The sequence below is a fragment of the Streptosporangium sp. NPDC023615 genome (assembly GCF_040640155.1).
GTDB lineage: Bacteria > Actinomycetota > Actinomycetes > Streptosporangiales > Streptosporangiaceae > Streptosporangium.
The window spans coordinates 183,718-205,924 of the sequence record NZ_JBFABE010000004.1 but is presented as its reverse complement, the minus strand read 5'-3'; the positions used below and the strand labels follow the sequence as shown (position 1 = coordinate 205,924).

21 protein-coding genes are annotated in these 22,207 nt (G+C 72.8%); 11 read left to right on the top strand and 10 right to left on the bottom strand.

Annotation, left to right across the window (positions count from 1 at the left end; genetic code table 11):
- Together AB0G16_RS05130 and AB0G16_RS05125 are read right to left on the bottom strand one after the other, a co-directional pair.
- Nucleotides 1-309 (bottom strand): hypothetical protein (locus tag AB0G16_RS05130; protein WP_362798799.1); only part of this gene is annotated, 309 nt, incomplete at its 3' end.
- A gap of 162 nt (nt 310-471) precedes the next feature.
- On the bottom strand, nt 472-597 hold the full coding sequence (locus tag AB0G16_RS05125) for a hypothetical protein (RefSeq protein ID WP_362798797.1): 126 nt from the start codon (nt 595-597) through the stop codon (nt 472-474).
- On the opposite strand from AB0G16_RS05125, the gene AB0G16_RS05120 reads away from it, so the two are divergent.
- Nucleotides 580-1,359, top strand: coding sequence for a glycoside hydrolase family 16 protein (locus AB0G16_RS05120; RefSeq protein ID WP_362798794.1), 780 nt, complete (start codon nt 580-582; stop codon nt 1,357-1,359). The genes AB0G16_RS05125 and AB0G16_RS05120 overlap by 18 nt on opposite strands.
- 148 nt (nt 1,360-1,507) lie before the next feature.
- On the opposite strand, the gene AB0G16_RS05115 is transcribed toward AB0G16_RS05120, so the two are convergent.
- Complete coding sequence (locus AB0G16_RS05115; RefSeq protein WP_362798791.1) at nt 1,508-2,284, bottom strand: alpha/beta fold hydrolase; 777 nt, start codon at nt 2,282-2,284, stop codon at nt 1,508-1,510.
- Nucleotides 2,285-2,341: 57 nt separating this feature from the next.
- Here AB0G16_RS05115 and AB0G16_RS05110 point away from each other — a divergent pair, with 57 nt between their 5' ends.
- Complete coding sequence (locus AB0G16_RS05110; protein ID WP_362798788.1) at nt 2,342-2,815, top strand: MarR family winged helix-turn-helix transcriptional regulator; 474 nt, start codon at nt 2,342-2,344, stop codon at nt 2,813-2,815.
- Between the two features lie 152 nt (nt 2,816-2,967).
- Nucleotides 2,968-3,933, top strand: coding sequence for a helix-turn-helix domain-containing protein (locus AB0G16_RS05105; protein ID WP_362798785.1), 966 nt, complete (start codon nt 2,968-2,970; stop codon nt 3,931-3,933).
- A 108-nt stretch (nt 3,934-4,041) separates the two neighbouring features.
- Here the strand turns inward: AB0G16_RS05105 and AB0G16_RS05100 are convergent, their stop codons facing one another.
- The 3 genes from AB0G16_RS05100 to AB0G16_RS05090 all read right to left on the bottom strand — a co-directional run bounded on the left by AB0G16_RS05100 (nt 4,042) and on the right by AB0G16_RS05090 (nt 7,604).
- Nucleotides 4,042-5,388, bottom strand: coding sequence for an extracellular solute-binding protein (locus AB0G16_RS05100; protein WP_362798782.1), 1,347 nt, complete (start codon nt 5,386-5,388; stop codon nt 4,042-4,044).
- A 189-nt stretch (nt 5,389-5,577) separates the two neighbouring features.
- Nucleotides 5,578-5,958 carry a metalloregulator ArsR/SmtB family transcription factor gene (locus AB0G16_RS05095; RefSeq protein ID WP_362798779.1) on the bottom strand — a complete coding sequence of 127 codons (381 nt, stop codon included), beginning with the start codon at nt 5,956-5,958 and terminating at the stop codon, nt 5,578-5,580.
- 191 nt (nt 5,959-6,149) lie between these two features.
- Complete coding sequence (locus AB0G16_RS05090; RefSeq protein ID WP_362798776.1) at nt 6,150-7,604, bottom strand: MFS transporter; 1,455 nt, start codon at nt 7,602-7,604, stop codon at nt 6,150-6,152.
- Between the two features lie 240 nt (nt 7,605-7,844).
- On the opposite strand from AB0G16_RS05090, the gene AB0G16_RS05085 reads away from it, so the two are divergent.
- From AB0G16_RS05085 to AB0G16_RS05065, 5 genes are all read left to right on the top strand, one after another.
- A complete protein-coding gene (locus tag AB0G16_RS05085) occupies nt 7,845-8,804 on the top strand; it encodes a ketoacyl-ACP synthase III (protein WP_362798773.1) in 960 nt (319 codons plus the stop codon).
- Nucleotides 8,804-9,535, top strand: coding sequence for a glycosyltransferase (locus AB0G16_RS05080; protein ID WP_362798770.1), 732 nt, complete (start codon nt 8,804-8,806; stop codon nt 9,533-9,535). The genes AB0G16_RS05085 and AB0G16_RS05080 overlap by 1 nt, the downstream gene beginning before the upstream one ends.
- Complete coding sequence (locus tag AB0G16_RS05075; RefSeq protein ID WP_362798767.1) at nt 9,532-10,680, top strand: cytochrome P450; 1,149 nt, start codon at nt 9,532-9,534, stop codon at nt 10,678-10,680. Before AB0G16_RS05080 ends, AB0G16_RS05075 begins: the two co-directional genes overlap by 4 nt.
- Nucleotides 10,677-12,191, top strand: coding sequence for a class I adenylate-forming enzyme family protein (locus AB0G16_RS05070; RefSeq protein ID WP_362798764.1), 1,515 nt, complete (start codon nt 10,677-10,679; stop codon nt 12,189-12,191). The genes AB0G16_RS05075 and AB0G16_RS05070 overlap by 4 nt, the downstream gene beginning before the upstream one ends.
- An 88-nt stretch (nt 12,192-12,279) precedes the next feature.
- Entirely contained in the window at nt 12,280-13,209 is a 930-nt protein-coding gene (locus AB0G16_RS05065; RefSeq protein WP_362798761.1) for an NAD-dependent epimerase/dehydratase family protein, read from the top strand.
- Here the strand turns inward: AB0G16_RS05065 and AB0G16_RS05060 are convergent.
- Entirely contained in the window at nt 13,164-14,273 is a 1,110-nt protein-coding gene (locus AB0G16_RS05060) for a hypothetical protein (protein ID WP_362798758.1), read from the bottom strand. The two genes, AB0G16_RS05065 and AB0G16_RS05060, sit on opposite strands and share 46 nt — an antisense overlap.
- Nucleotides 14,274-14,528: 255 nt before the next feature.
- Here AB0G16_RS05060 and AB0G16_RS05055 point away from each other — a divergent pair, with 255 nt between their 5' ends.
- The gene (locus AB0G16_RS05055) at nt 14,529-15,896 is read left to right on the top strand and encodes an LCP family protein (RefSeq protein WP_362798755.1); all 1,368 of its coding nucleotides are present in this window, start codon (nt 14,529-14,531) and stop codon (nt 15,894-15,896) included.
- Between the two features lie 335 nt (nt 15,897-16,231).
- On the opposite strand, the gene AB0G16_RS05050 is transcribed toward AB0G16_RS05055, so the two are convergent.
- Nucleotides 16,232-17,605 carry a hypothetical protein gene (locus AB0G16_RS05050; protein WP_362798752.1) on the bottom strand — a complete coding sequence of 458 codons (1,374 nt, stop codon included), beginning with the start codon at nt 17,603-17,605 and terminating at the stop codon, nt 16,232-16,234.
- A gap of 936 nt (nt 17,606-18,541) precedes the next feature.
- On the opposite strand from AB0G16_RS05050, the gene AB0G16_RS05045 reads away from it, so the two are divergent.
- A complete protein-coding gene (locus AB0G16_RS05045; protein WP_362798749.1) occupies nt 18,542-19,507 on the top strand; it encodes an ATP-binding protein in 966 nt (321 codons plus the stop codon).
- A gap of 63 nt (nt 19,508-19,570) precedes the next feature.
- The gene (locus AB0G16_RS05040; protein WP_362798746.1) at nt 19,571-19,957 is read left to right on the top strand and encodes an SCO5389 family protein; all 387 of its coding nucleotides are present in this window, start codon (nt 19,571-19,573) and stop codon (nt 19,955-19,957) included.
- Nucleotides 19,958-19,963: 6 nt separating this feature from the next.
- Here AB0G16_RS05040 and AB0G16_RS05035 read toward each other — a convergent pair whose 3' ends face one another.
- Together AB0G16_RS05035 and AB0G16_RS05030 are read right to left on the bottom strand one after the other, a co-directional pair.
- Entirely contained in the window at nt 19,964-21,067 is a 1,104-nt protein-coding gene (locus AB0G16_RS05035; protein ID WP_362798743.1) for an LLM class flavin-dependent oxidoreductase, read from the bottom strand.
- A 62-nt stretch (nt 21,068-21,129) separates the two neighbouring features.
- Nucleotides 21,130-21,795, bottom strand: coding sequence for a ribonuclease HII (locus AB0G16_RS05030; RefSeq protein ID WP_362798740.1), 666 nt, complete (start codon nt 21,793-21,795; stop codon nt 21,130-21,132).
- Nucleotides 21,796-22,207: the final 412 nt, after the last annotated feature.

Genomic DNA, 22,207 nt, shown 5'->3' with positions numbered 1-22,207 from the left:
CGCTTCGCCCGCGCCGAGCAAAAGCACGGCACCGACCGTGACCCCGCGGCCGACCAGGTCGGCCACCTCCAAGCCGGCCTCGCCGAAACCCTCGGTGATCCCGTCCCGCCGGCCTACCGCCTCACCGGTCACCACGCCGTCCGCCGTTCCGGTACGGCGGCCCTCGCACCTGCCGAGGTCCATCCCCGAAGGGACGGGTGTCCAGGAACCCAGCCTGCTGATCGACTCGACGGAGCCCGTCCGCTCCCCGATGGCGGTGCCGTCCCCGACGTCCTCGGCCCGGCCCGTCGTACCGCTTCCTCCGCTCAAGCGTTCCCTCACGCCCTGCCTGCCCGGGGAGCTCGCCTCGTGCTGGAGTCTCGCGCCCTGGTTGAGCCGGACCGCTGACCCCGATGTCCTGCTGATCGCGAACCGGGGACCGGCGGTGGCCGAGGCTCCGCGCTGGGTGTTCGCTCCGCCCGCCTCACCGGTTCAGCCGTCGCCGAGCACGGCGGCCACCCCGGCGCCCAGCCCGACGAGCGTCGGCTGCTGGAGCTTCAGTCCCTCCACGCTCTGCGCCAGGTCCTGGGAGGAGTAGCCATGATCACCAGGTCCCACATGCGGGTGGCCGTACTCAGCATGGTGGCCGCGCTGGCGGTGAGCACCCTCAGCTCGGCCCAGGGTGAGGTGGCCTCGGCGGCGCCCTGCGCTCCCGCCGCGTCCGGCGAGGCCAGCGCCGCGCAGGCCCTCGGCTGGGGCGCGCCGTCCTGGTGTGCGGAGTTCGACGACTACCTGGACGAGTCCGACTGGGTCTTCTACGACTCCGCCGGGCACGCCGGCAACGGCCGTCGTTCTCCCGGGCAGCTCTATCTCGGCAACGGGGCTCTCTACCTGTACGGCCGCGAGGACGGGACGACGGCGGGACTGGCCGCCCGTCACGCCCAGGCCTACGGGCGCTGGGAGACCCGCATCCGGCTGTATCCGGGCGCCGGTTCCTACCACCCGGTCGCCCTTCTCTGGCCCAAGGACGGCGGCGGCAACGTACGCAGTTCCACCGGCGAGGAGGTGGACTTCCTGGAGGTCATCGACGACCCGGAACGGCAGCGGCCGAACTTCTTCCTGCACACTCCCCAGGGGCAGGAACAGGCTCACGCCGACATCGACATGACCACCTGGCACACCTACGCCGTGGAGATCACTCCCGCCGCCGTCGTCGGTTACATCGACGGGAAGGAGTGGTTCCGTTCGGGCAACGCCACCCGCAGTTCCATGTCGGTCTGCCTGCAACTGGACTGGTTCCCTGGCCAGGGCAGCGCGGGAGAGGCGTGGATGGAGGTGGACTGGCTCCGCATCTACCCGGCGTCGGGTACGGCGGGCTGATCCCGTACCGGTAGCGGAGAGGGCGCGGGACCTCGGTCCCGCGCCCTCCTCGCGTTCCAGGCCGCGCTCCCCGCGCCGTGCGCTCCGCGCCACGCGCCCCTGCCAGCCCGGCGCGCCCACGGTTCACGGCCGAGGTCGGGGCACGCGGTCACACGGTACGGAGGAAGTCCCCGAGGATCTCATCGAAGACCTCCGGGCGCTCCATGTTGGGATAGTGGGCGGTTCCGTCGATCGACACCGCGCGGCCGTCGGCGACGGTCGCGACGAGGCGTTCGGCCATGCCGATGTGGTCGGGCGAGTCGACGGCCCCGTTGACGGCCAGCACGGGGACGTCGATCGTGGCGACGCGCTCCCAGGTGCCGCGCACCGGGACGAGCATGCCGGGTTCGCCGCCGGTGTGCTTCGACATGGTGCCTCTGGCCATCCGGCGCAGGCGGTCCACCACCTCGGGATCGAGGTCGTCGAGGGTGCGGTGCGGCCCCGCGGCGAAGAGCATGAACCCCTCGACCGAGGCCTCCAGATCACCGGCGGCCATCGCCGCGTGCCACGTGGCCAGGCTCCGCGTGGTCCAGGGGTCGGTGAAGTACGGCTCGCTGGTCCCGGCGCCGCTGACGACCACGGCGTCCACCAGCTCCGGGTGCTCCAGCGCCGTGTCGACCGCGATCCCCGCCCCCATCGAGACCCCCACCAGGATCGCGGGCCCGGCGTCCAGGTGACGCAGCAGCGCCGCGAGGTCGTCGGTGAGCCGGTAGGGCCCGGTGGCGTTGTCCGACCGTCCGTGGCCGCGGGCGTCGGGCGCGATGACGCGGTACCGCGAGGCGAGGGCCGGGATCTGGTCGTCCCACATGTGGTGGTCCACGAAACCGCCGTGCAGCAGGACAAGGGGGCGGCCGCTGCCGGTGTCCGTCCAGAAGATGTCATTCATGACACCTAAGGTGTCATTTTTGCGCGATGATGACAACTCAGATGTCATGATGACGGGGTGAGAGAGACGGAACACGGCCCGGCGGCCGCAGAGGTGACCGACCGGCTCACCGAGGTGTTCGACCTGGTGGGCCCGCTCTACCGGCGTGCCCAGCGCAAGGTGGAACAGGACGTGCCTCTTGAGGGACTGTCGGTGGGGACGCGGGCCGTGCTCATGATGCTCCGCGAGCACGGACCGATGACCGTCCCCCAGATGGGCCGCGCCCAGGCGCTGAGCCGCCAGTTCGTGCAGCGCATGGTCAACGAGGCGGCGGCTCGTCACCTGGTGGAGGCCGTCCCCAATCCCGCGCACAAGAGGTCCTCGCTCATCCGGCTGACCGGGGTGGGCGAGACCGTCGCCACCGCGGTGGTCGACCGTGAGCGGGCGATGCTGCGTCAGGTCGGCGGCGACCTGACCGACGCCGAGGTCACCGCCTGCCTCCGGGTGCTCTCGCGCCTCCTGCGGCTCCTCGACGACGTCGACATGGATTGAGCACCCGGCCGTGCGGGACCGGCGGGCCGACGCCGGCCCGAGCACCGAACCACGCGGGAACGACGCACCGACGCACCGACGGGAGCGTGCCCGCGCGGCCCATGCGGCCCGCCTCGTCGTGGCCCGTGTCTTTCGTGTGTGACAATCGGGCCATGCACAGGGTCGTCATGTTCGCCATGGACGGTGTGATCCCCTTCGAGCTGGGCATCCCGCCCCGGATCTTCGGCGGTGCCCGCGGGCCGACCGGCGAGCGGCTCTACGAGGTGATCACCTGCAGCGTCGACGGCGCCCCGGTGCGCTCCGACGCCGACTTCTCGATCACGGTCCATCACGGTCCCGAAGCCCTGTCGGACGCGGACACCGTGGTGATCCCGGCCACCCACGGGCTCGGCCCCATCTCCGCCGAGGGAGTACTGCCCACCCCCCTGACGGACGCGCTCGCGCGCATCAGGCCGGGCACCCGCCTGGTCTCGATCTGCACGGCCTCCTACGTACTGGCGGCGGCCGGGTTGCTCGACGGCCGCCCGGCGACCACGCACTGGAGCAGCGCCGAGCACTTCCAGCGGCTCTTCCCCCGGGTCAGGGTCGATCCCGACGTGCTCTTCGTCGACGACGGGGACGTGCTCACCTCGGCCGGCGTGGCCGCCGGCATCGACCTGTGCCTGCACATCGTCCGGCGTGACCACGGCACCGAGGTGGCCAACCGGGTGGCCAGGCGGTGCGTCGTCCCGCCGTGGCGCGACGGCGGCCAGGCCCAGTTCATCGAGCGTCCGCTCCCCGCGCCCGCCGCCACCACGACCGCGGCCACCAGGACCTGGGCGCTGGAGCGGCTGCACGAGCCGCTCTCGCTCGGCCGGCTGGCCGCCCACGCCCGGATGAGCCGGCGCACCTTCACCCGGCGGTTCCGCGACGAGGTGGGGCTCAGCCCGGGTCAGTGGCTGACCCTGCAGCGGGTGGAACTGGCCAGGCGGATACTGGAGACCAGCGACCTGCCGGTCGACGGCGTCGCCCTGCGGGCCGGGTTCGGCACCGCCGCCTCGCTCCGCCAGCACCTGCAGGCGACCGTCGGGGTCTCGCCGATGGCCTACCGGCGTACCTTCCGGACCGTGGACGCCTGACCCCGGGGCGCGTCGCCGGCGAGCCTCGGGCGTCCGAGGCCACCGGTGGGCCACACCCCGGGGACGTCCGGGGAGAGGACCCCCGGCGCCCCGGAGCGACCGGGAGGATCACTGGCCGCGCGACCATTCCTTCTGCAGGCGGTCGGCCGCCTTGCGGGCGGTGAGCCTGCCGTGGGCGACGTCGAGGATGACCTCCCCCTCGGCGCGCTCCAGGAACACCGTGTCGGGCACGTTCGCGGAACCGCCGTCGCGGACGAGCTCTTCGATCACGGCGTACCCCTTCTTGCCCTCGGGGGTGGCGAAGGCGGACGACTCCAGCCGGGAGTCCTCGCGGGCGGGGACCATCGTCAGGCTCTTCGCCCAGGCGGAGACGCCGTCGCCCGCGGTCAGGAACTCGACCAGCGCGGCCGCCTCGGCCACGTGCTTGGAGCTCTTGGTGACGGCGAGCCCCACCTCGGGCGTGCTGCGGACGGCGGGCTCGGCGTCGGGCAGGATGGTGGGGAACGGGCCGGCGCCGACGTTCCTGACGGAGATCTTGCTGGTCTTGCGGTGGAACGCCGACAGCATCGAGCTCCGACCGGAGTCGTCCACCAGGAACAGCGCCTTGCCCGAGCGGAAGAGCTCGGCCGGGCGGTCGCCCTTGAGCTTCAGCGTCGACCTGGCCAGCACCCCCCGCTCGAAGAGCGATCGGTAGGCGGTGAGCGCCGAGACCACGTCGGGGCCGTTCCACCGCTCACGACCCGCGAGCAGTTCGTCGGAGAGGGAGGGGTGGGTCTGACCGGCGATGGTGAACAGCAGTTCCTCCTGCTCGCGCGGCTCCCCGGAGAAGACGACCGGTTCCAGGTCGGGCAGTTCCTTCTTGACCCGCCTGACGATGGTCTCCAGGTCGGCGGCCCTCTCCGGGAAGGACATCCCGAGCTCCGAGAGCAGGCCGGCGTTGTAGTACATGACCGCGCCACCGCTGGAGCCCATCGGAACGGCGTAGAGCTTTCCGTTCCCGGCGGCCTTCTCGGTCCGCTCGATCGCGGTCTCGTCGAGCTCGTCGACCCAGCCCGCGGAGACCTTGTCCTGCCAGTCGGCGACCGGGCGCAGCCGGTCCCTGATCTCACCGGTCATCGCCGGGATCCGCAGGCCCACGACGTCGGCGGCCTTGTCCGCGGCGAGCTCCTTGGGCAGCCGTCCGTGGTAGCCGGACTCGTCGAAGGTCCGCAGCTCGACCTTGACGCCGGGGTGCGCCTCCTCGAAGGCGGTGAGCGCCTCGCGCAGCGCCGCCTCCGGCAGGAACGAGGTCCAGTAGGTGAGGGTGACGGGCTTGGCGGGCTTCTTGTCCCCCGTGGGAACGGCCTGCTGGACCGGCTTGCGGCCGTCGGTCGTCCCGCTCGGGGAGCAGGCCACCAGCCCGAGGGCCAGTGCGGCGGTGGTGGTCACGGCGAGCGCGCGAGTTGTACCACGCATGCATACCTCCAGCGGAATCGTGGTGCGGGCGGCGACGTCAAGCCCGGGGAGGCCTACCGCGAAAAACGATCTTAGGGGTCCACTGCCACCACGAAGGGGGGTCAAACGCGCCGATCACCCGCCGCGACGCCCTCCCGCCCCCGGTCCCGGCCCCCGAACCTCCACCCCCGCCCTCCGGGGGCGCGGCCGTCAGCTCGTGACGATCTCGTGCCGGAGGTGCTCACGGCTGAGGTCGAGAAGCATCCGGACATGGGCGTCGGCCAGGCGGTAGTAGATCATCCGGCCGGAGCGCCGGCCGGCCACGATGCCCGCCGTCCGAAGCAGCCTCAACGCGTGCGACACGGCGGTGTCGCTGACCTCGACCGTCTCGGTGAGGTCGCAGACGCACATCTCCCCGGCCTCCAGCAGCGCGTACAGCAACTGGGCCCGGGTCTGGTCACCGAGCAGCCGGAACAGGTCGGCGAGCCGGGCGGCCTCCTCCGGGGTAACGAGCCGGTCCCGCGTCGCCGCCACCCTGCCCTCGTCCGGCTGCACGGTCGCGCACGTGTCCAGGGGGGTGACGGCTTCCATGACAACTCCTGAACAGATGCTCAATGATAATGACTATCGTACCAAGGTCGTCGGTCGGGAAGGGGCGTCCCGATCCCGGTTCACGCCGGACCGGACGCGACACCGCGCCGAACACGGCAGCCGGACGAGCACGCCAGCCGACCGGACGCGACGCCCGGCCGGGCTGGCACCGGCGGCCCACCTCCCCGCGCTCAGTTCGGCGCCGAGGGGGACGACGCGGTGCTCAGCGGTGCGGCGATGTCCTCCAGCCCCTTGCCCTCGGCCTTGACCCCCAGGAAGACCTCCACCAGACCGGCGGCGATCATGAGGCAGGCGCCGATGGTGAAGGCCAGCGCGGTGTCGCCGGGCCTGCCGCTCTCCACGAGGCTGGCGAAGATCAGCGGACCCGCCACGCCGCCGACGAAGGTGCCGATCGCGTAGAAGAACGCGATGGCCATGGCCCGCGTCTCCATCGGGAAGATCTCGCTGACGGTCAGGTAGGCGGAACTGGCCCCGGCGGAGGCGAAGAAGAGCACCACGCACCAGCAGGCGGTCAGCGTGACCGCGGTCAGCATCCCCTGGTTGAAGAGCCAGGCCGTGCCCAGCAGGAGCACCCCCGACCCGATGTAGGTACCGGAGATCATCGGGATGCGGCCGACGGTGTCGAACAGCCGCCCGAGCAGCAGCGGGCCCAGGAAGTTGCCGACCGCGATGACCGCGAAGTAGTAGCCGGTCTCGGTCTCGATGCCGAAGAAGGTCGACAGGATCTGCGCGTACCCGAAGGTGATGGCGTTGTAGAGGAACGCCTGGCCGATGAAGAGCGACAGGCCGAGGACCGTGCGCTTGGGGTAGCGGGCGACCATGGTGTGCGCGATCCGGCCGAACCCGATGGCCTTGCGCTGGTGGATGGTCATCGACTGCGACGGCTCGTCGAGCCGGACGCCCTTCTCCTGCTCGATCCGCGTCTCGACCTCGCCGACCAGGTCCTCGGCCTCCCGGTCGCGGCCGTGGATGAACATCCAGCGCGGGCTCTCCGGCACGTGCCTGCGGACCAGCAGGATGGCCAGGCCGAGCACCACGCCCAGGCCGAACGCCACGCGCCAGCCGATGTTCAGCGGCAGGTTGTTGAGCAGCGGCACGGTCAGCAGCGCGCCGCCCGCGGCGCCGAGCCAGTAGCTGCCGTTGATGATGATGTCGATCCTGCCCCGGTGACGGCTCGGGATGAGCTCGTCGATGGCCGAGTTGATCGCGGCGTACTCACCGCCGATGCCGAAACCCGTCAGGAAGCGGAACAGGAAGAACCACCAGGCGGAGAACGAGAACGCCGTCGCGGCGGTGGCCACCAGGTAGACGACCATCGTGATGATGAACATCTTCTTGCGGCCGAACCTGTCGGTGAGCCAGCCGAAGAACAACGCCCCCAGACACGCCCCGGCCACGTAGAGGGCCGCGGCCGTGCCCGCCACCTGGGCCTGCGTGATCGCCAGCCCGCTGCCCTCCTTGGCGAGCGTGGCGGAGAGGTTTCCGATGATCGTCACTTCGAGACCGTCGAGGATCCAGACGGTCCCGAGGCCGATCACGATCATCCAGTGCCAGCGTGACCATGGCAGCCGGTCCAAACGCGCGGGGACCTTCGTGGTCACCGCCTTCGCCTGAAGGTCGTTCATGTCGGCACCGATTACCCCGGCGGGATCGACTCATGCGGCGGGGAGGGACCCCTTTTCTCCCGAGTTTCCGGGCGCCCCACGAACCTCTCTTCCCCCGGGTCTCCGGCCGCCCCACGGCCCCGTCTTCTCCTCGGTTTCCGGGCGCCCCGCGGCCCCGTCGCGACACGCGACCAGGACAAATATCCGCATTTTAGATACATTGCGCGAACAGATGGATACGTGACCCGTTCAGGGGGATCAATGAAGGCCCGGATCACGGGCGTGGCGACGTACCTGCCGGAACGGACCGTGTCCAGCGCGGACGTGGAGCGGCGGATCGAGGGCTACGCGCCCCACCGCGGCATCGTCGAGCGCCTGACCGGTGTCAGGCGGCGCCATGTGGCCGGCGACGACGAGCAGGCCTCCGACCTGGCCGTCAACGCGGTACGCGAGCTCGACCACTCCGGCACCGACCTGCTGATCTTCGCGTCGGCCTCGCAGGACATGATCGAACCCGCCACCGCGCACATCGTGGCGGCCAAGCTGGGGCTCTCCTGCCCGGTGTTCGACGTCAAGAACGCCTGCAACAGCATGCTCAACGGGATCCAGATCGCCGAGGCGCTGATCCTGTCCGGCGCCCACCGCAAGGTCGTGGTCTGCGCCGGGGAGATCCCGTCGCGGGCGATCCGGTGGCGGGTCAGGGACCGCGCGCAGTTCGCCGACTCGTTCGCGGGCTACACCCTGTCGGACACCGGCGCCGCCGTGACGGTCGCCGCCGATGTGGAACGTGGCATTTTCTACCGCGACTTCGCGGCCGACTCCACGGCCTGGGGCATCGGCACCCTGCCCGGGGGCGGCTCGGCCCACCCCCGCGACCTGGAGTACTCCTACTTCCGCGGCGACGGGCGCGCCCTGAGGAGGGCCTTCGAGGCGGTGGGCCCGGACATCTTCCTCAACGCCCTCAAACGCACCGGCCTGACCTGGGACGACTTCGCCGTCGTGGCGGTGCACCAGGTGGCGCTGCCCTACCTGCGCTTCCTGGCCGAGGTGCTGGACATCCCCGAGGACAGGCTGGTGGTCAGTCTGCCCGAGCACGGCAACTGCGCCTCGACAACGTTGCCGCTCCAGCTCGCACTGGGCGGCTGGAGTCCCGGCGACCGGGTGGCGCTGCTCGGGCTCGGCGGCGGGATCAGCACCGGCGTGATGCTGGCGGAGATGTGATGGACCTGTGGGTGATCGTTCCCGCCTACGACGAGGCCGCGGGCATCGAGGCGACGCTGCGGGCGCTGGCCGCGCAGGACGACCGTGACTTCACCCTGCTCGTGGTGGACAACGCGAGCACCGACGGCACCGCGGAGATCGTCCGGCGGCACGGCGTCCAGGTGATCACCGAGACCCGCAAGGGCACCGGCGCCGCCTCCGACACCGGGATGCGCCACGCCATCGCGCACGGCGCGACCCACCTGGCCAGGACCGACGCCGACTGCCTGCCCCGCCCGGACTGGATCCGCAACATCCGGCGGGCGTTCGGCGACGGACTGGAGATGGTCGGCGGGCAGCTTCGGCCCCGGACCGACGAGTTCCGGCTGAAGCTCTGGGAGCGGTACCTCATCCCGTTCGTGATCGGGGTGGCGGCGTCCTTCGGGCGCCTGCGGCCCGGCAACAGGGACCCGCGCTACCTGGGGCCGTACGTGATGATGCCCGGTGCGACGCTGGCCATCACCGCCGACCTGTACGTGCGGGCGGGCGGCTTCCCCAGGACGGCGATCGAGGAGGTCCACGAGGACCGCGCCCTGGTCAACCGGGTGCGCGCGCTCACCGCGGCGTACGCCTCGCGCCGCGACGTGGTGGTCTTCGGCTCGGTGCGCAGGCTGCGCGCGTACGGCCTGGCGGGCACCCTCGCCTGGTACGCCGACCACCACTACCGGCCCGACGTGGTCGACGTCCGGTGAACCACGAGAGCAGGCTCCAACTCGCCGCCCACCCCTTCGCCTACCCGCTGATGCGGCTGCTGGCCCGCCTCGGGCCGGTGGTCCGCGTCCCCGGCCTGGGCGTCGTGGTCAACGACGCGGCCGTGGCGCGCGCCGTGCTGACGGACGAGCGCTTCCGCAAGGACGGCCCCGGATCGCCCGGCGACCTGTGGACGCCCGTGCTGGGCCCGTCCGTGCTGCTCAACATGGAGGGGCCCGGCCATCTCGCGCTGCGCAGGAAGCTGATGCCGCTCTTCGCCCCCGCCCACGTCTCCGCGCTGGTGGACGACGTGCTCCGCGGCCCGCTGGCGGACCTGGATGCGCGCCTGGAGCGGGGCGAGACGGTCGACCTGGTGGACGCCATGCGGCTGATGGCCGGGGCGGTGATCTGCCGGGTGATCGGCCTGGGCGAGGTCTCCGAGGCGCGCGCCAGGGAGCTGTTCGCCGACGGTGAGCGGGTCGTCTCGATGGTCTCGCTGCGCACGCGGCGGCTGTCGGAGCGGCGGGTGGCGGCCGCCCGGCGGGTGCTGGACCGGATCGGGGACATCGCGCAGGCCGCCTACGAGGCCGGGGACGAGTCCACGGTGATGGGCCGGATGCGGGCGCAGGGGCTGTCGGCGGCCGAGGCCAGGGGCGCGGCCGGGGCGTTCTTCCTGACCGGTACCGAGACGGTCGCCACGTTCGTCCCCCGGCTCGTCGCCCTCGTGCACGACCACGGCATCCCGGTCGGCGATCTCGCCGGTTCCGATGATCCCGGCGACCTGGACACGCTCGTCGAGGAGGCCATGCGGGTCACCACGCCGACCCCGGTGATGCTGCGCTCGGTCTCGGCCGCCGCCCGCGTCGGCGGGGTCGGGGTGCGGGCCGGCGACCGGGTGCTGATCGTCACCCACAACTGCGCCAGGGCGTACGGCCCGTTCGACCCCTCCCGGCCCCACCCGCCCGAGCTGCGCAGGCTCTGGTTCGGCGCGGGGCCGCACTTCTGCATCGGCTACCCGCTGGCCCTGGCGGAGATCCGGGCGGTGGCCTCGGTCCTGCTCTCCCGCCGGGTGCGGGTGGTGCGGCGGCGCGCGGCCAGGGGCGTCCTGATCCCCACCTACGAGCGGCTGTGGGTGAGCGCCGCGTGAACGACGTCATCGCCGGGATCATGGCCGTCGCCGCGCGGGAGCCCGCGAGGACCGCCATCGTCGACGGCCGGGGCCGCGAGATCGTCTACGGCGAGCTCGCCCGCCGGGTGTCGGCGGTGCGCGACGCCATGGGCGCGCCGGGTGCCGGGGAGATCCGGCCGGGAGACGGGGTGCTGTTCGCGGTGCGGCCGGGAGTGGACGCGGTGGCGCTGGCGCTGGGAGCGGTGGCGGCGGGCGGGACGCTCGTCCTGGCCGACCCCGGCCTGGCCCCCGACGTCCTCGCGGCCCGTATGTCCGCCGCCCGGCCCGGCTGGGTGGTCGCCGAGTCCCTGCTCTACGCCCTGAGCGGCCCGCTCAGGGGGCCGGCCCGCCGTCGCGGGCTGCTCCTGCCGAACCTCGCGGACCCGCTGCCCGGCCGGCCCGTCCGCCATCTGTACGCGGGCCCCTGGCTACCGGGGGTCCCCCGCGGGGCACTGCGGCTCTCGCGGATCCTCCGGCCCTCCGGCCGCCTTCCGTCCGAACGGGGGGCGGTCCGCGAGCCGGACCCGGACCCGGACCGCCCGGCGGCGGTGATCTTCACCTCGGGGACGACGGCGCGCCCGCGCGGGGTCGTGCACACCCGCGGGTCGCTCGCGGCCGGCCTGGAGATGTTCAGGGGCGCGTTCCCGCTGGGACCCGGCGACGTCGTCCACACCGACCAGCTCATGCTCGGGCTGCCCGCGCTGATGGCGGGGGCCACCTGGTCGCTGCCCGGGGGCGGGGACCTCGCCGCGGAACTGGCCGAGCGGAGGGCCACCCACACCTTCGCGGTTCCGGTGCGCCTGGACCGGCTGCTGCGCGAGACGCCCCGGCTCCCGGCGAGCCTGCGCTACCTCCTGCTCGGCTCGGCCCCCGCCCCGCCGGGCGTGCTGCGCCGGGCGGTCGAGGCGGGGCCCGAGGTGCTGTCGGTCTACGCGATGACCGAGGCGCTTCCCGTGGCGATCGCGTCGGCGGGCGAGAAGCTGGCCCACGGCGAGGGGGACCTGCTCGGGACGCCCCTGCCCGGCGTCGGCGTCCGGATCGCCGAGGACGGCGAGCTGTTCGTCTCCGGCCCCCACCTGGCGCGGTGCTACCTCGGCCAGGAGCCGCTGCGCGAGGTCGCCACCGGTGACCTGGTCCGCCTCGACGGGGACCGGCTGGTGCTGCTCGGCCGGAAGAAGGACATGATCCTCCGCGACGGCTTCAACATCTATCCGGGCCTGTACGAGCCCGGCGTCGCGGCGCTGCCCGGGGTGGCCGAGGCGGCGATCGTCGGGCTCGCCGACCCGGAGACCGGGGACGAGGAGGTCGTGCTGGCCGTCGTCCGGGCCGACGGCTACGACGAGGCCCTGCTGCGCCGGGCACTCCCCGGGATCGTCGACGCCGCGGCCCTGCCCGACCGGATCGAGCCGCTCGACGCCTTCCCGCGTTCGGGACGGGCCGACAAGCTCGACCGGGCCGCCCTGCGGGACCTGGTCACCCGCCGTGCCTGAGCCCGCCGTGCCAGAGCCCCCTGTGCCAGAGCCCCCTGTGCCCGAACCCGCCGGGTCCCGGTCCCGCGGGCCGGGGGGCCGGGGACGGATGGCGGTGACGGGGGCCTCGGGGTTCGTGGGCGGCGCGGTCTGCCGGGCGGCCGTGGCCGAGGGCTGGACGGTGTCGGCCTTCGGCAGGCGGCCCTTCGTGCCCGCGGAGCACGTCGGCGGCGCCCCGTACACCTCCTGGGATCTCCTCGGCGCCGCCCCGCGGCCGTACGAGGTGGACGAGGTGGACGAGGTGGACGTGGTGGTGCACTGCGCCGGGAGCGTCACGGACTGGGGCCCGCCGCGTGCCGTCTGGGCGGCCAACGTGGACGGCACCCGCAACGCCGCCGCGGCCTTCCCCGGCGCCAGGTTCGTACACGTCAGCACGGCCAGCGTCTACGACCCGTTCCGGCCGACCGTGATGGCCGCCGAGGACGCCGCCCCGGTCCGGCGGTACGCCAACGCCTACGGCGCCTCCAAGGCCGCGGCGGAGAGGTGCCTGGGCGAGGCGGTCGTCCTGCGTCCCCACGCGATCTACGGCAGGGGCGACACCACGCTTCTCCCGCGGATCCTGGGCGCCGTCAGGGGCGGCAGGCTGCTCGCGGTGGGTGACGGGCGCCAGCGGATCAGCCTGACCTCGGTGGAGAACCTGGCCCGGGCCTGCCTGCTCGCCGCCTCCGGCCCGGTCGGCCACGGCGTCTTCAACGTCACCGACGCCGAGCCCGTGGTGCTCGACGACGCTCTCCGCGCCCTCCTGCGGGAGCGCGGCCTGGACGCCGAGCCCCTCTATCTGCCGCCGGGGCCCGCCGGCGCGCTCGCCGCCGTGGCCGAGACCGCGTTCAGGGCGCTGCGGCGCCCGTACCCGCCCCGGCTGACGCGCTACGCCGTGGGGCACCTCGCCGTCGAGCGGACCCTCGACATCACCGCCGCCAGGACCCGGCTCGGTTACCGGCCCTCGGCGACGTCCTTCTCGGGCGCCGCGGGCTGGTGAGGAACGCTCCCGTGGGCCGCCGAGGAAGCCGAAGATCCGGCGGGCGCCGATGACGCGGCGGGCCCGGGGTCCGCGGGGGCCTCGCCGGAGGTCACGGGGGTCCCGAAGTCCGACGAGGCCTCTGAGGCCTCTGAGGCCTCGGCGGCCTCGGCGGAGGTTCCGGGGGGCGCGGGGGTCGCGGAGGTCATCGGGGCCGCCGAGGCCGCCGAGGCGCGATCGGGACGGGTGAAGCCGTTCCCGGCCAGGAACATCGCCGCCGCCACCGCCAGGCCCACCCCGAAGAGCACCCGCAGGCCGCTGCGGAGCGAGGCGGTCAGCGTGTCGAACATCGCGAGCACGGCGCCGACCCGCAGGCCGTCCCGGGGGGTGGACTCCGGCAGGTAGACGTTGCGGAGCGCGGACAGCGCGATCGCCAGCGCCAGCATGCTGAGGGCCGTCCCGAGACCCGCGCCGATCAGCCCGACGCGCCGGTCGCGCACCAGGAACACCCCGGCGGCGATCAGGAGCGGTGAGGCTCCCGCCAGGACCCACCTCAGCGACGTCAGCCCCTTGCAGGCGTGGTGGGCGCCGTTCGCCGCGGAGGGCGGGATCACCCGGGCGGTGGGATGGGTGTCGGGCAGGCGGGTGGCGGCCTCCACGCCGGCGTGCCGCAGCCGCTGCCTGGCCAGCTCGTACATCGGGGCGAGGTCGTACCCGACGCCCTCGCTGCGCACGACGGGATGGGAGCCGCCCGCGCCGCCCACCACGGTGAGGAACCTGCGGTGCGCCATCCGGTTGATCTCCACCCAGACCGCGGCGAAGTCGTCCCCGGTGCCGGCCTCCACCGTGTCGCGGACGAGTTCACCGCGCGCCGGGACCCCCAGGTCACGCAACCGCAGGACGACCTCGTCGGCGACGTGGTCCGTGACGGCCTGCCGGACCGCGGGGTGGCCGGCCAGCGGGGCCATGGTGCGCAGGTACCCGCCGGGATCGGCGACCTGGCTCGTCGACCACCCGGCCAGCAGGGCCAGGGGGGCGAGGAGACAGCCGAGTGCGATCACCAACGAACCGATCAAGGTGCGCACGGGGACCTCCTGCCTGCTTTACCAGCAAATCCCCCCTTTTGCCTACTAAAACCATCCATACAGCATTTTTGACGATAACTTGAGACTTGTTGTCAACGGGGTGGTGGAATCAGGTTTACAAACCTTGACCGACCGCCCTCAGCGCGTCGAACGACCACATAGCCCATTCACCCGAAAACCATTACTAACCTGCGACGTAACGGGTTTACGGACGGCAGGGCAGGGGTCATGACCGGCGACACGGGGCGAACGGACATGGGATCGAGCCTGGCCCTCACGCTGGGTTCCGCCGTGCTGTGGGGTCTGGCCCACCTCTGGGTCGGCCGCCGCCTGACCGGCGTCTTCCTGATGGGCATGGAGCTGATCCTGGCCGCCGCCGCCGCGACCGCGATGCTGACCGCCGGCCCCGCCCTGCTCGCCCTCGCCGTACAACCGGTCTGGCTGTGGGCCTTCGCGCTGGCCGCGCTGCTGGTCGCCGGCGTGACGGTGGCCGTGGTGATCCGCTCGTACCTGCTGCTCCGCCCCGAAGGGGCGTCCCCGGCGGCGCGGTACCTCTCGGCCGCCGCCGTCGGCCTGCTCTGCGCCGTCCTGATCGCCCCCCTGATGTACGTGGCCCGGCTGGCGTACGTCTCGCAGACCGTCGTGACCTCGGTGTTCGCCGAGAGTGTCACGCCGATCCCGGTCGACGACCCGTGGAAGGGCAGGGAGCGGATCAACATCCTGCTCGTCGGCGCCGACGCCGCCGCCAACCGCGTCGGCGTGCGCACCGACAGCATGACCGTGGCCAGCGTCGACACCCGTACCGGTGACACCGTGCTGTTCGGCCTGCCGAGGAACCTGGAGGACGTCCCGATGCCGCCGGGCCCCGCCCGCGACCGCTTCCCCTACGGTTTCGAGGGCATGCCGCCGTACACGCCGGGCATGCTCAACGAGGTCTACCAGTACGCCGAGGACCATCCCGAGATGGCCCCCCGGCTGGGCAGGCGGCAGCGCGGTCCCGCGCTGCTGAAGAGGACGGTCGGCGGCATCCTCGGCCTCGACGTCCCCTACTACGCGATGGTCGACATGCGAGGGTTCACCGAGATCGTCGACGCGATGGGCGGGGTGCGGGTCCGCGTCAAGGACCCCATCGTCTACGGCCTGTACAACGAGGGCCGGATCGAACCGGGCAGGCGACGGCTCTCCGGCGAGCAGGCGCTCTGGTACGGCAGGTCCCGCACCTACAGCGACGACTACGTGCGGATGGGCCGCCAGAAGTGCCTGCTGAACGCCGTCGCCAAGCAGGCCGACCCCGCGACGGTGTTCAGGAGCTTCGAGAGGCTGGCCCGCGCCGCGGTCGACGCGATCTCCACCGACATCCCGCGCGAGCTCCTGCCCGATCTGGTGGAGCTGTCGGAGAAGGTGAAGCGGTCCAGGATCAGGAGCCTGCAGTTCGTGCCACCGCTGATCTACTCGGGCGCGCCCGACTACGCCCTGATCAGGCGCGAGGTGGCGGCGACCCTGGCCGTGCCGCCTCCCGCGCCCCGCGCCGCCGTACCGGCCGTGCCGACCGGCGACCGTGACAGGCACACGGGCGGACGTGCCGGGACGAGGGCCGTCGTGCTCGACTCCGCCTGCGACTGACGTCCGGCGCACCCCGGCCCTCCAGGACGTCCAGGGCGTCCGGAGTGACCGGGGTACGCCGGGCGCGGGCCCGGCCGGGATGCCACGCCGACACCGACCGGCACATTCCGTGCCGGGCCCGGTCCAGGGGTTCCCGCACCGGGCCCGGTCCAGAGGTTCCCGTTCCAGGTCCGGTCCAGGAATTCCCGCTCCGGGTCCGGCCCGGGGATTCCCTGCCCGGTCCGGTCAGGGTTTCCCGGGGCCGGTCCGGCAAAGCGTTCCCGTCGGAGTCGCCGTGCCCGATCCGGTCGGGTCCCAGCCCGAGGCCGGTCAGGGGCGTGGCATGCCGGGCCCGGTCATGGGGTGCCGCGACGGGTGTGCCGCCGCAGGAGCAGGCCCAGGAAGACCAGTGAGAGTCCCGCCAGGAGCGGATCGAGCCGCGACCCGGTGAAGGGAAGGACGGGCACGGCCGTCCGGGCGCAGGAGCCGCCGGCGTGGCAGGCCGCCGGGAAGGGCTCTTCCACGCCCGGCTCCCGCGACCCTCCGGCCTCCTCGTCGAGGTGCTTCCCGGCCTTCCAGGACGGGACGGGACCGGCCGGTGCTCCCTTCTCGGCGGCCGGGACCTCCCCGACGGCCTCGTCCGCCCCGAGCACCGCGTCCGACTCGACGGCCGGGACCTCCGCGAGCACCGCGTCCGCCCCCGCGGCCGGGGCCGCATCGAGCACCTGCTTCTGGGGGCTCGTCGTGTCCTCCACGGGGATCCGCTGGGCGCAGCCGAGATTCGTCCCGGGGACGGGCCCGGCGAGCCTGGCGGCCCCGGTCGCCGATCCACCCCCGGCCATGGCCCCGGCTTCGGCCGTGAAACCGGCTTCGGCCCTGGCTTCGGGCTCGGTCCCGGCCCTGGCTTCGGGCTCGGGCGCGAGTGGGAGGACGGGCCCCGGAGCGGAGGCGAGGGACGCGGGCGGGGGGACGGAGGTGAGTGCCGGCGCCGGGCAGTTGGTCCCGCCTCCTGCGGCCTGAACGGCGCTGTCCAGCACGCGGTCCCCGGTGCCGGAGGCGTCGACGGTCACGCTGTAGGTGATCGTGACCGTGTCCCCCGCGGGGACGTCGCCGGTCCACACCAGCCTCGGCGCGGCGTAGGAGACGGTCCCGCGCGTGGCCCGCGCGTCACCGTTGTAGGTGGCGTCGTCGAGCACCCGGGAGAGCTGCCCGGTGAGCGAGGCGTCCGGATAGGCGGCGGTTCCGACGTTGCCGACGGTGACGGTGTAGGTGACCACCTCACCCGGCACGACCCTGTCGTGGTCGGCGGTCATCAGGACGTACAGGAGCGGCAGGCCGGGCGCGTCGGGATCGTCGCAGGGGGGATCGCCGGGACGGGACCCGCAGCCGGCTCCCTCCCCGTCCGTCGGCGTCGTGGACAGGCGCAGGTCTCCGGCCGGGGGGTCGTTCACCGTGACGTCGTAGGTGAGCGTCACCGCCTGGCCGGCCGCCAGGTCACCGGTCCAGGACACCTCGGGTGCCTCGAAGGAGACCGTGCCCGAGGTGGCCGTCAGACCGGGACCGAAGACCGCGTCGTCCAGCAGGCCCGACAGGTCGTCGGTGAAGGTGAGGCCGGCGCGGGGGGTGTCCCCGGTGTTGCGCAACCGGACGGTGTAGGTGACCCTCTGACCGGGCTTGGCGAGAACGGGTGAGGACGTCCTGACGACCTCGATCCCCGGCCCGGCGTCCACCCGGGACTCGCCGTCGTCCCTCCGGGGCCCGGCGTGAGTGCCCTCCGGTCCCGGTGTCGCCGTCGGCCCGGGCCCCGATGTCGCCTCCGGCCCCGGTGCCGCCGTCGGTCCCGGTGCCGCCGTCGGCGCCGTTCCCGGTGTCGCCTCCGGGACCGGTACGGCCCTCACGGGAGGAACGGCCTTCGGGGACGGCACCGCCCGTGCGGACGGCGACGCCGTCGTGGACGGCACGGCCGCCGCGGAGGGAGCCACCTCGAGAGACCGTACGACCGCCGCGGAGGGAGCGGCCTTCGGAGGGCGCACGGTCACCGGAGGGCGCACGGTCACCGGTGGGCGCACGGTCACCGCTGGGCGCACGGCGCCTTCCCTTGCCTTCACCGCAAGACCGGTTCCCCCTGCGGGCCCGGCCGTCCCGGGACGGGACGCGGCCGGCGCGGCCGACGGCGTCCCGAGCACCGCGAGCGTCGCGAGCGTCGCGAGCACCGTCCCCCACACGGTGATCCCGCGGGACCCGCCCATCCGGGCAGGACGTCCCCTGGTACCGGTACGCAACACCACAAGCCCCTTGCTGACCCTTGTCCACGATCTCGCCGGGGGGCTCAAGATCCACTGATTCGGAGGGGGATACCCACGCCGCCGTCGCCTGATCGGTGACGGCGGCAAATTTCTGGCCCGCCGATTCCCAAGAGCGTCGCCGAGTCCGGACAGGAGACCACGGAACGGAAACGACGGATCTCCGGCGCCGGTCATGACACGGCACGCGTTTCCTTCATCCGTTCTGTCGCCTATGTCAATCAAAATCACTCTTGCCCGTATATCCAGTCCGAACACGGGCGCGCCACTTGCCGCCATAACCGCCGCGCGCACCCCCCGGCCGTGACATGATGTCGCTCGAACCAGCCGTAATGATTTTCATAATCAGATTGGAACGTCGTCGTGAGGGTGGCATTCGTCGGCAAGGGCGGCAGCGGCAAGACGACCCTGTCAGCGCTGTTCGCGAGGTACACGGCGAGCCGGGGCGGCTCCGTCGTCGCCGTCGACGCCGACATCAACCAGCACCTGGGCATGGCACTGGGTCTGGACGAGGGAGCGTTACCGCGTCCCCTGGGCTCGCACCTGACCGAGATCAAGGAGTACCTGCGGGGCGAGAACCCCCGCATCTCGTCGGCCTCGGCCATGGTCAAGACCACCCCGCCGGGGAGCGGCTCGCGGCTGCTCCGGCTGGACGAGCAGGACGACCCGATCCACTCCGGATTCGCCGTCGCCACGCCCGAGGGTCCCAGGCTGATGGTCACCGGGCCGTTCGACGAGGACGACCTCGGGGTGGCCTGCTACCACTCGAAGGTCGGCGCGGTGGAGCTCTACCTCAACCACCTCATCGACGGCGCGGGCGAGTACGTCGTGGTCGACATGACCGCCGGGGCCGACTCCTTCGCCTCGGGACTGTTCACCCGCTTCGACATGACCTTCCTGGTGGCCGAGCCGACCCGGCAGGGCGTGAGCGTCTACCGTCAGTACCGCGACTACGCCGCCGACTACGGCGTACCGCTGGCCGTGGTGGGCAACAAGATCCACGGTCCCGGCGACGTGGCGTTCCTCCGCGACCAGGTCGGTGACGACCTGCTGGTCTGCCTGGAGCACTCCGCCGCGATCCGCGCGATGGAGCAGGGCCGTCCCTTCACGCTCCGCGACCTGGAGCCGGCCAACTCCCTGGCGATGGGCAGACTCCTCGACCATCTCGACGCCCAGGAGAAGGACTGGCCCCGCTTCGGCCGCCAGGCCGTGCTGTTCCACCTCCGCAACGCGGAGGCCTGGGCGAACAGGGCCACCGGCGAGAACCTCGCGGCCCAGATCGACCCCGGCTTCGTCTTCGGACCCACACGAGTGTCGCTCTCCGGCTAGATGGAGCGATCCCTGTTCCAGACCTATTGTCTCAATGATCCCCTTTTGAGAGGAGAACGCAGCATGTCGCTGACCGTTTCCAACGATCTTCTCGTTCAGGCCAAGGCCGGAGAGGTGGACGACGCGGCCTTCGTGACCTGTGTCAGGGACTCCCTGCCCTACGCCTGGGCACTGATCACCGGCCTGGTCGAGCAACGCGAGCGCACCGGCGCCGAGTTCGCGGACAACACCGTGCCCCCGCCGGACGAGGCCGCCCGCGGTCAACTCCTGCGCGCTCTCGCCAGCGACGCCATGCGCGGCGCCCTGGAGCGTCACTTCGGGGTGCGGCTGGCCTTCCAGAACTGCCACCGGGTCGCGGTCTTCGACCCGGCCGCCACCGGCGCCCACGCGGAGTTCGTCACCGCCAGGTCGCAGATCCTGAACCAGACGCCCGAGCTCGTCGACTGCTGACGGGCCTCACCCCGTGGTCGTGCCCGCTCCTCGCGGGCGGGCACGACCGCGGACCCGGGGCAGCACCTCCGCCCCGAGCCGCCTGATGTTCTCCAGGACGCGTGCGCGGTCGCCCGCCCCCTCGACCAGGAGGATCAGGTGCCGCAGGCCGGTGGCCGCGGCGGTCCGCTCGATCATCTCGACGCAGCGGCCGGGCGAGCCGACCGGATGCGTCTCGCAGAGGAAGTCCACGTATCCCGGGACGTCGCGCGCGGGCCGCGCCCGCCCGTCCACGGGTACGTAACCCGCCAGACCGGGTTCCAGCCAGCGCGGCATGGCCTCCCGCAGCTCCCGTACGGCCTGTTCCGTCGTGTCGGCCACGTGACCCACCGCCGCGGCGAGGTGCGGGGGCGGGGCGAGCGGGCGAACGCCCCCGGCACCGCGCGCACCGGACGCCCCCGCACCGATCCCCTCCCCGCGCGCACCGGACGCCCCTGCCACGGCTCCGGCCTCGTCCTCGTACCGGCGGAGCAGGGCGGCCTTCTCACCGTCGCCGATGTGCATCCCCAGCAGCATCGGCAACCCTCGCCCGGCGGCCAGCGCCACGGTCTCCGGAGAGGTGCACGCGACGACCGGCCGCAGCCTGGCCGCCGGGACCATCGGCACCCTTCTGAAACCGAAGAACTCCCCGTCGGCGGAGACCGCGTCCTCGGAGAGCGCCTCGCACAGCAGGTCGAGCGACTCGGCGAACCCGCGCTCGAACCTCGCCAGCCCCGTGCCGAACACCTCCAGGTCCACCCACGGCCCGCCCCTGCCCACCCCCAGCGTGAACCGCCCCCCGGACACCTGGTCCAGGATCGCCGCCTGCTCCGCCAGGTCCACGGGGTGCCGGGTGGACAGCACGCTCACCGCCGTGCCGACCCCGATCCTGGTGGTGCGGCCCAGCGCCACGCCGGCCAGCGTCGCCGCCGACGGGCACACGCCGTACGACATGAAGTGGTGTTCGGCGATCCAGGCGTCGTCGAACCCCGCCCGCTCGGCCTCGACGACCGCCTCCACGGTGTCCCGCAGCACCTCGCCCGGCGCCCGGCCGGGGAATCCGGCGGCGACCAGGAAGACTCCGATCCGCATGCTCCGATGATGTCCCCGACGCGCGACTCCCGGTACCCGACCCTCCGCACGGGTGGCGGGCGTCAGAAGAGGTCGAGCTGTCCCTCCCCGGCAAGCGGGTTGCGGTGCCTCTTCAGGTGACGCCACCGGGGCAGGTCGTCGAGGTAGGACCAGGAGAGCCGGTGGTGTTCCGTCGGGCCCAGCTCTGCCAGGGCGGCCTGGTGAACCGGCGAGGGATACCCGGCGTTGGCGGCGAACCCGTACGCGTCCTGTCCCAGCGAGGCCATGTAGGCGTCCCGGTGAACCTTGGCGATCACGGACGCGGCCGCCACGGAGACGCACGACAGGTCGCCCTTGATCTCGCAGCGCACCGCCCAGGGAGCGCCCAGGTAGTCGTGCTTGCCGTCGAGGACGACCACGTCGGGCCTGACGGGCAGGGCCGCCAGCGCCCTGCCCGCCGCCCGGCGCAGCGCCTCGGTCATCCCCAGTTCGTCGATCTCCCGGTGGGACGCCTCGCCGTAACCGATCCCGGCCGCCCAGGCGGTGATCTCCTCGACCATGGCGGCGCGGCGGGCGGGGGTGAGCAGCTTGGAGTCGGTGAGCCCGGCGGGCGGTTCCGACAGGTCGGTGACCACGGCGCAGACCGCCACCGGACCGGCCCAGGCCCCGCGCCCGACCTCGTCCACCCCGGCGACCAGCCTGGATCCGCCGTCGTTCAGCAACCGTTCGAGCGCGTAGGAGGGAGGCACGTGCCGACGCTACCGGGGGCGGGCCGCCGTGCCGGGGCCGGGAGGCGACGACACGACGGTCCGCCGTACCGGAGACACCGGAGAACAGCGGCGACCCGGCCTCCGGAAAAAGGTGTGAACAATGCGAAAAATACCTATACAGGAAAAAATATGGCCAGATGTTCTCGGACCCAGAACCCGCCCCGCATATCCGGACGGGCCCGGCGTCCGCCCGCGTCCTTCCCGGACCCGTGCCCCCGTCCGGCGCGTGCCGTCCGCCTCGGCGACGCCGTACGCGAAATCCCGAGGACCGCTCGAGGACCCACGGGGCACGTCGGCCGGAGTCCGCCCCCATAGACCGACATGTCGGGCATGGCCGCCCCCGTTGGGGCCACGCCCGACGGCCGCAGCATGACAAGCGCGACTCAACGAA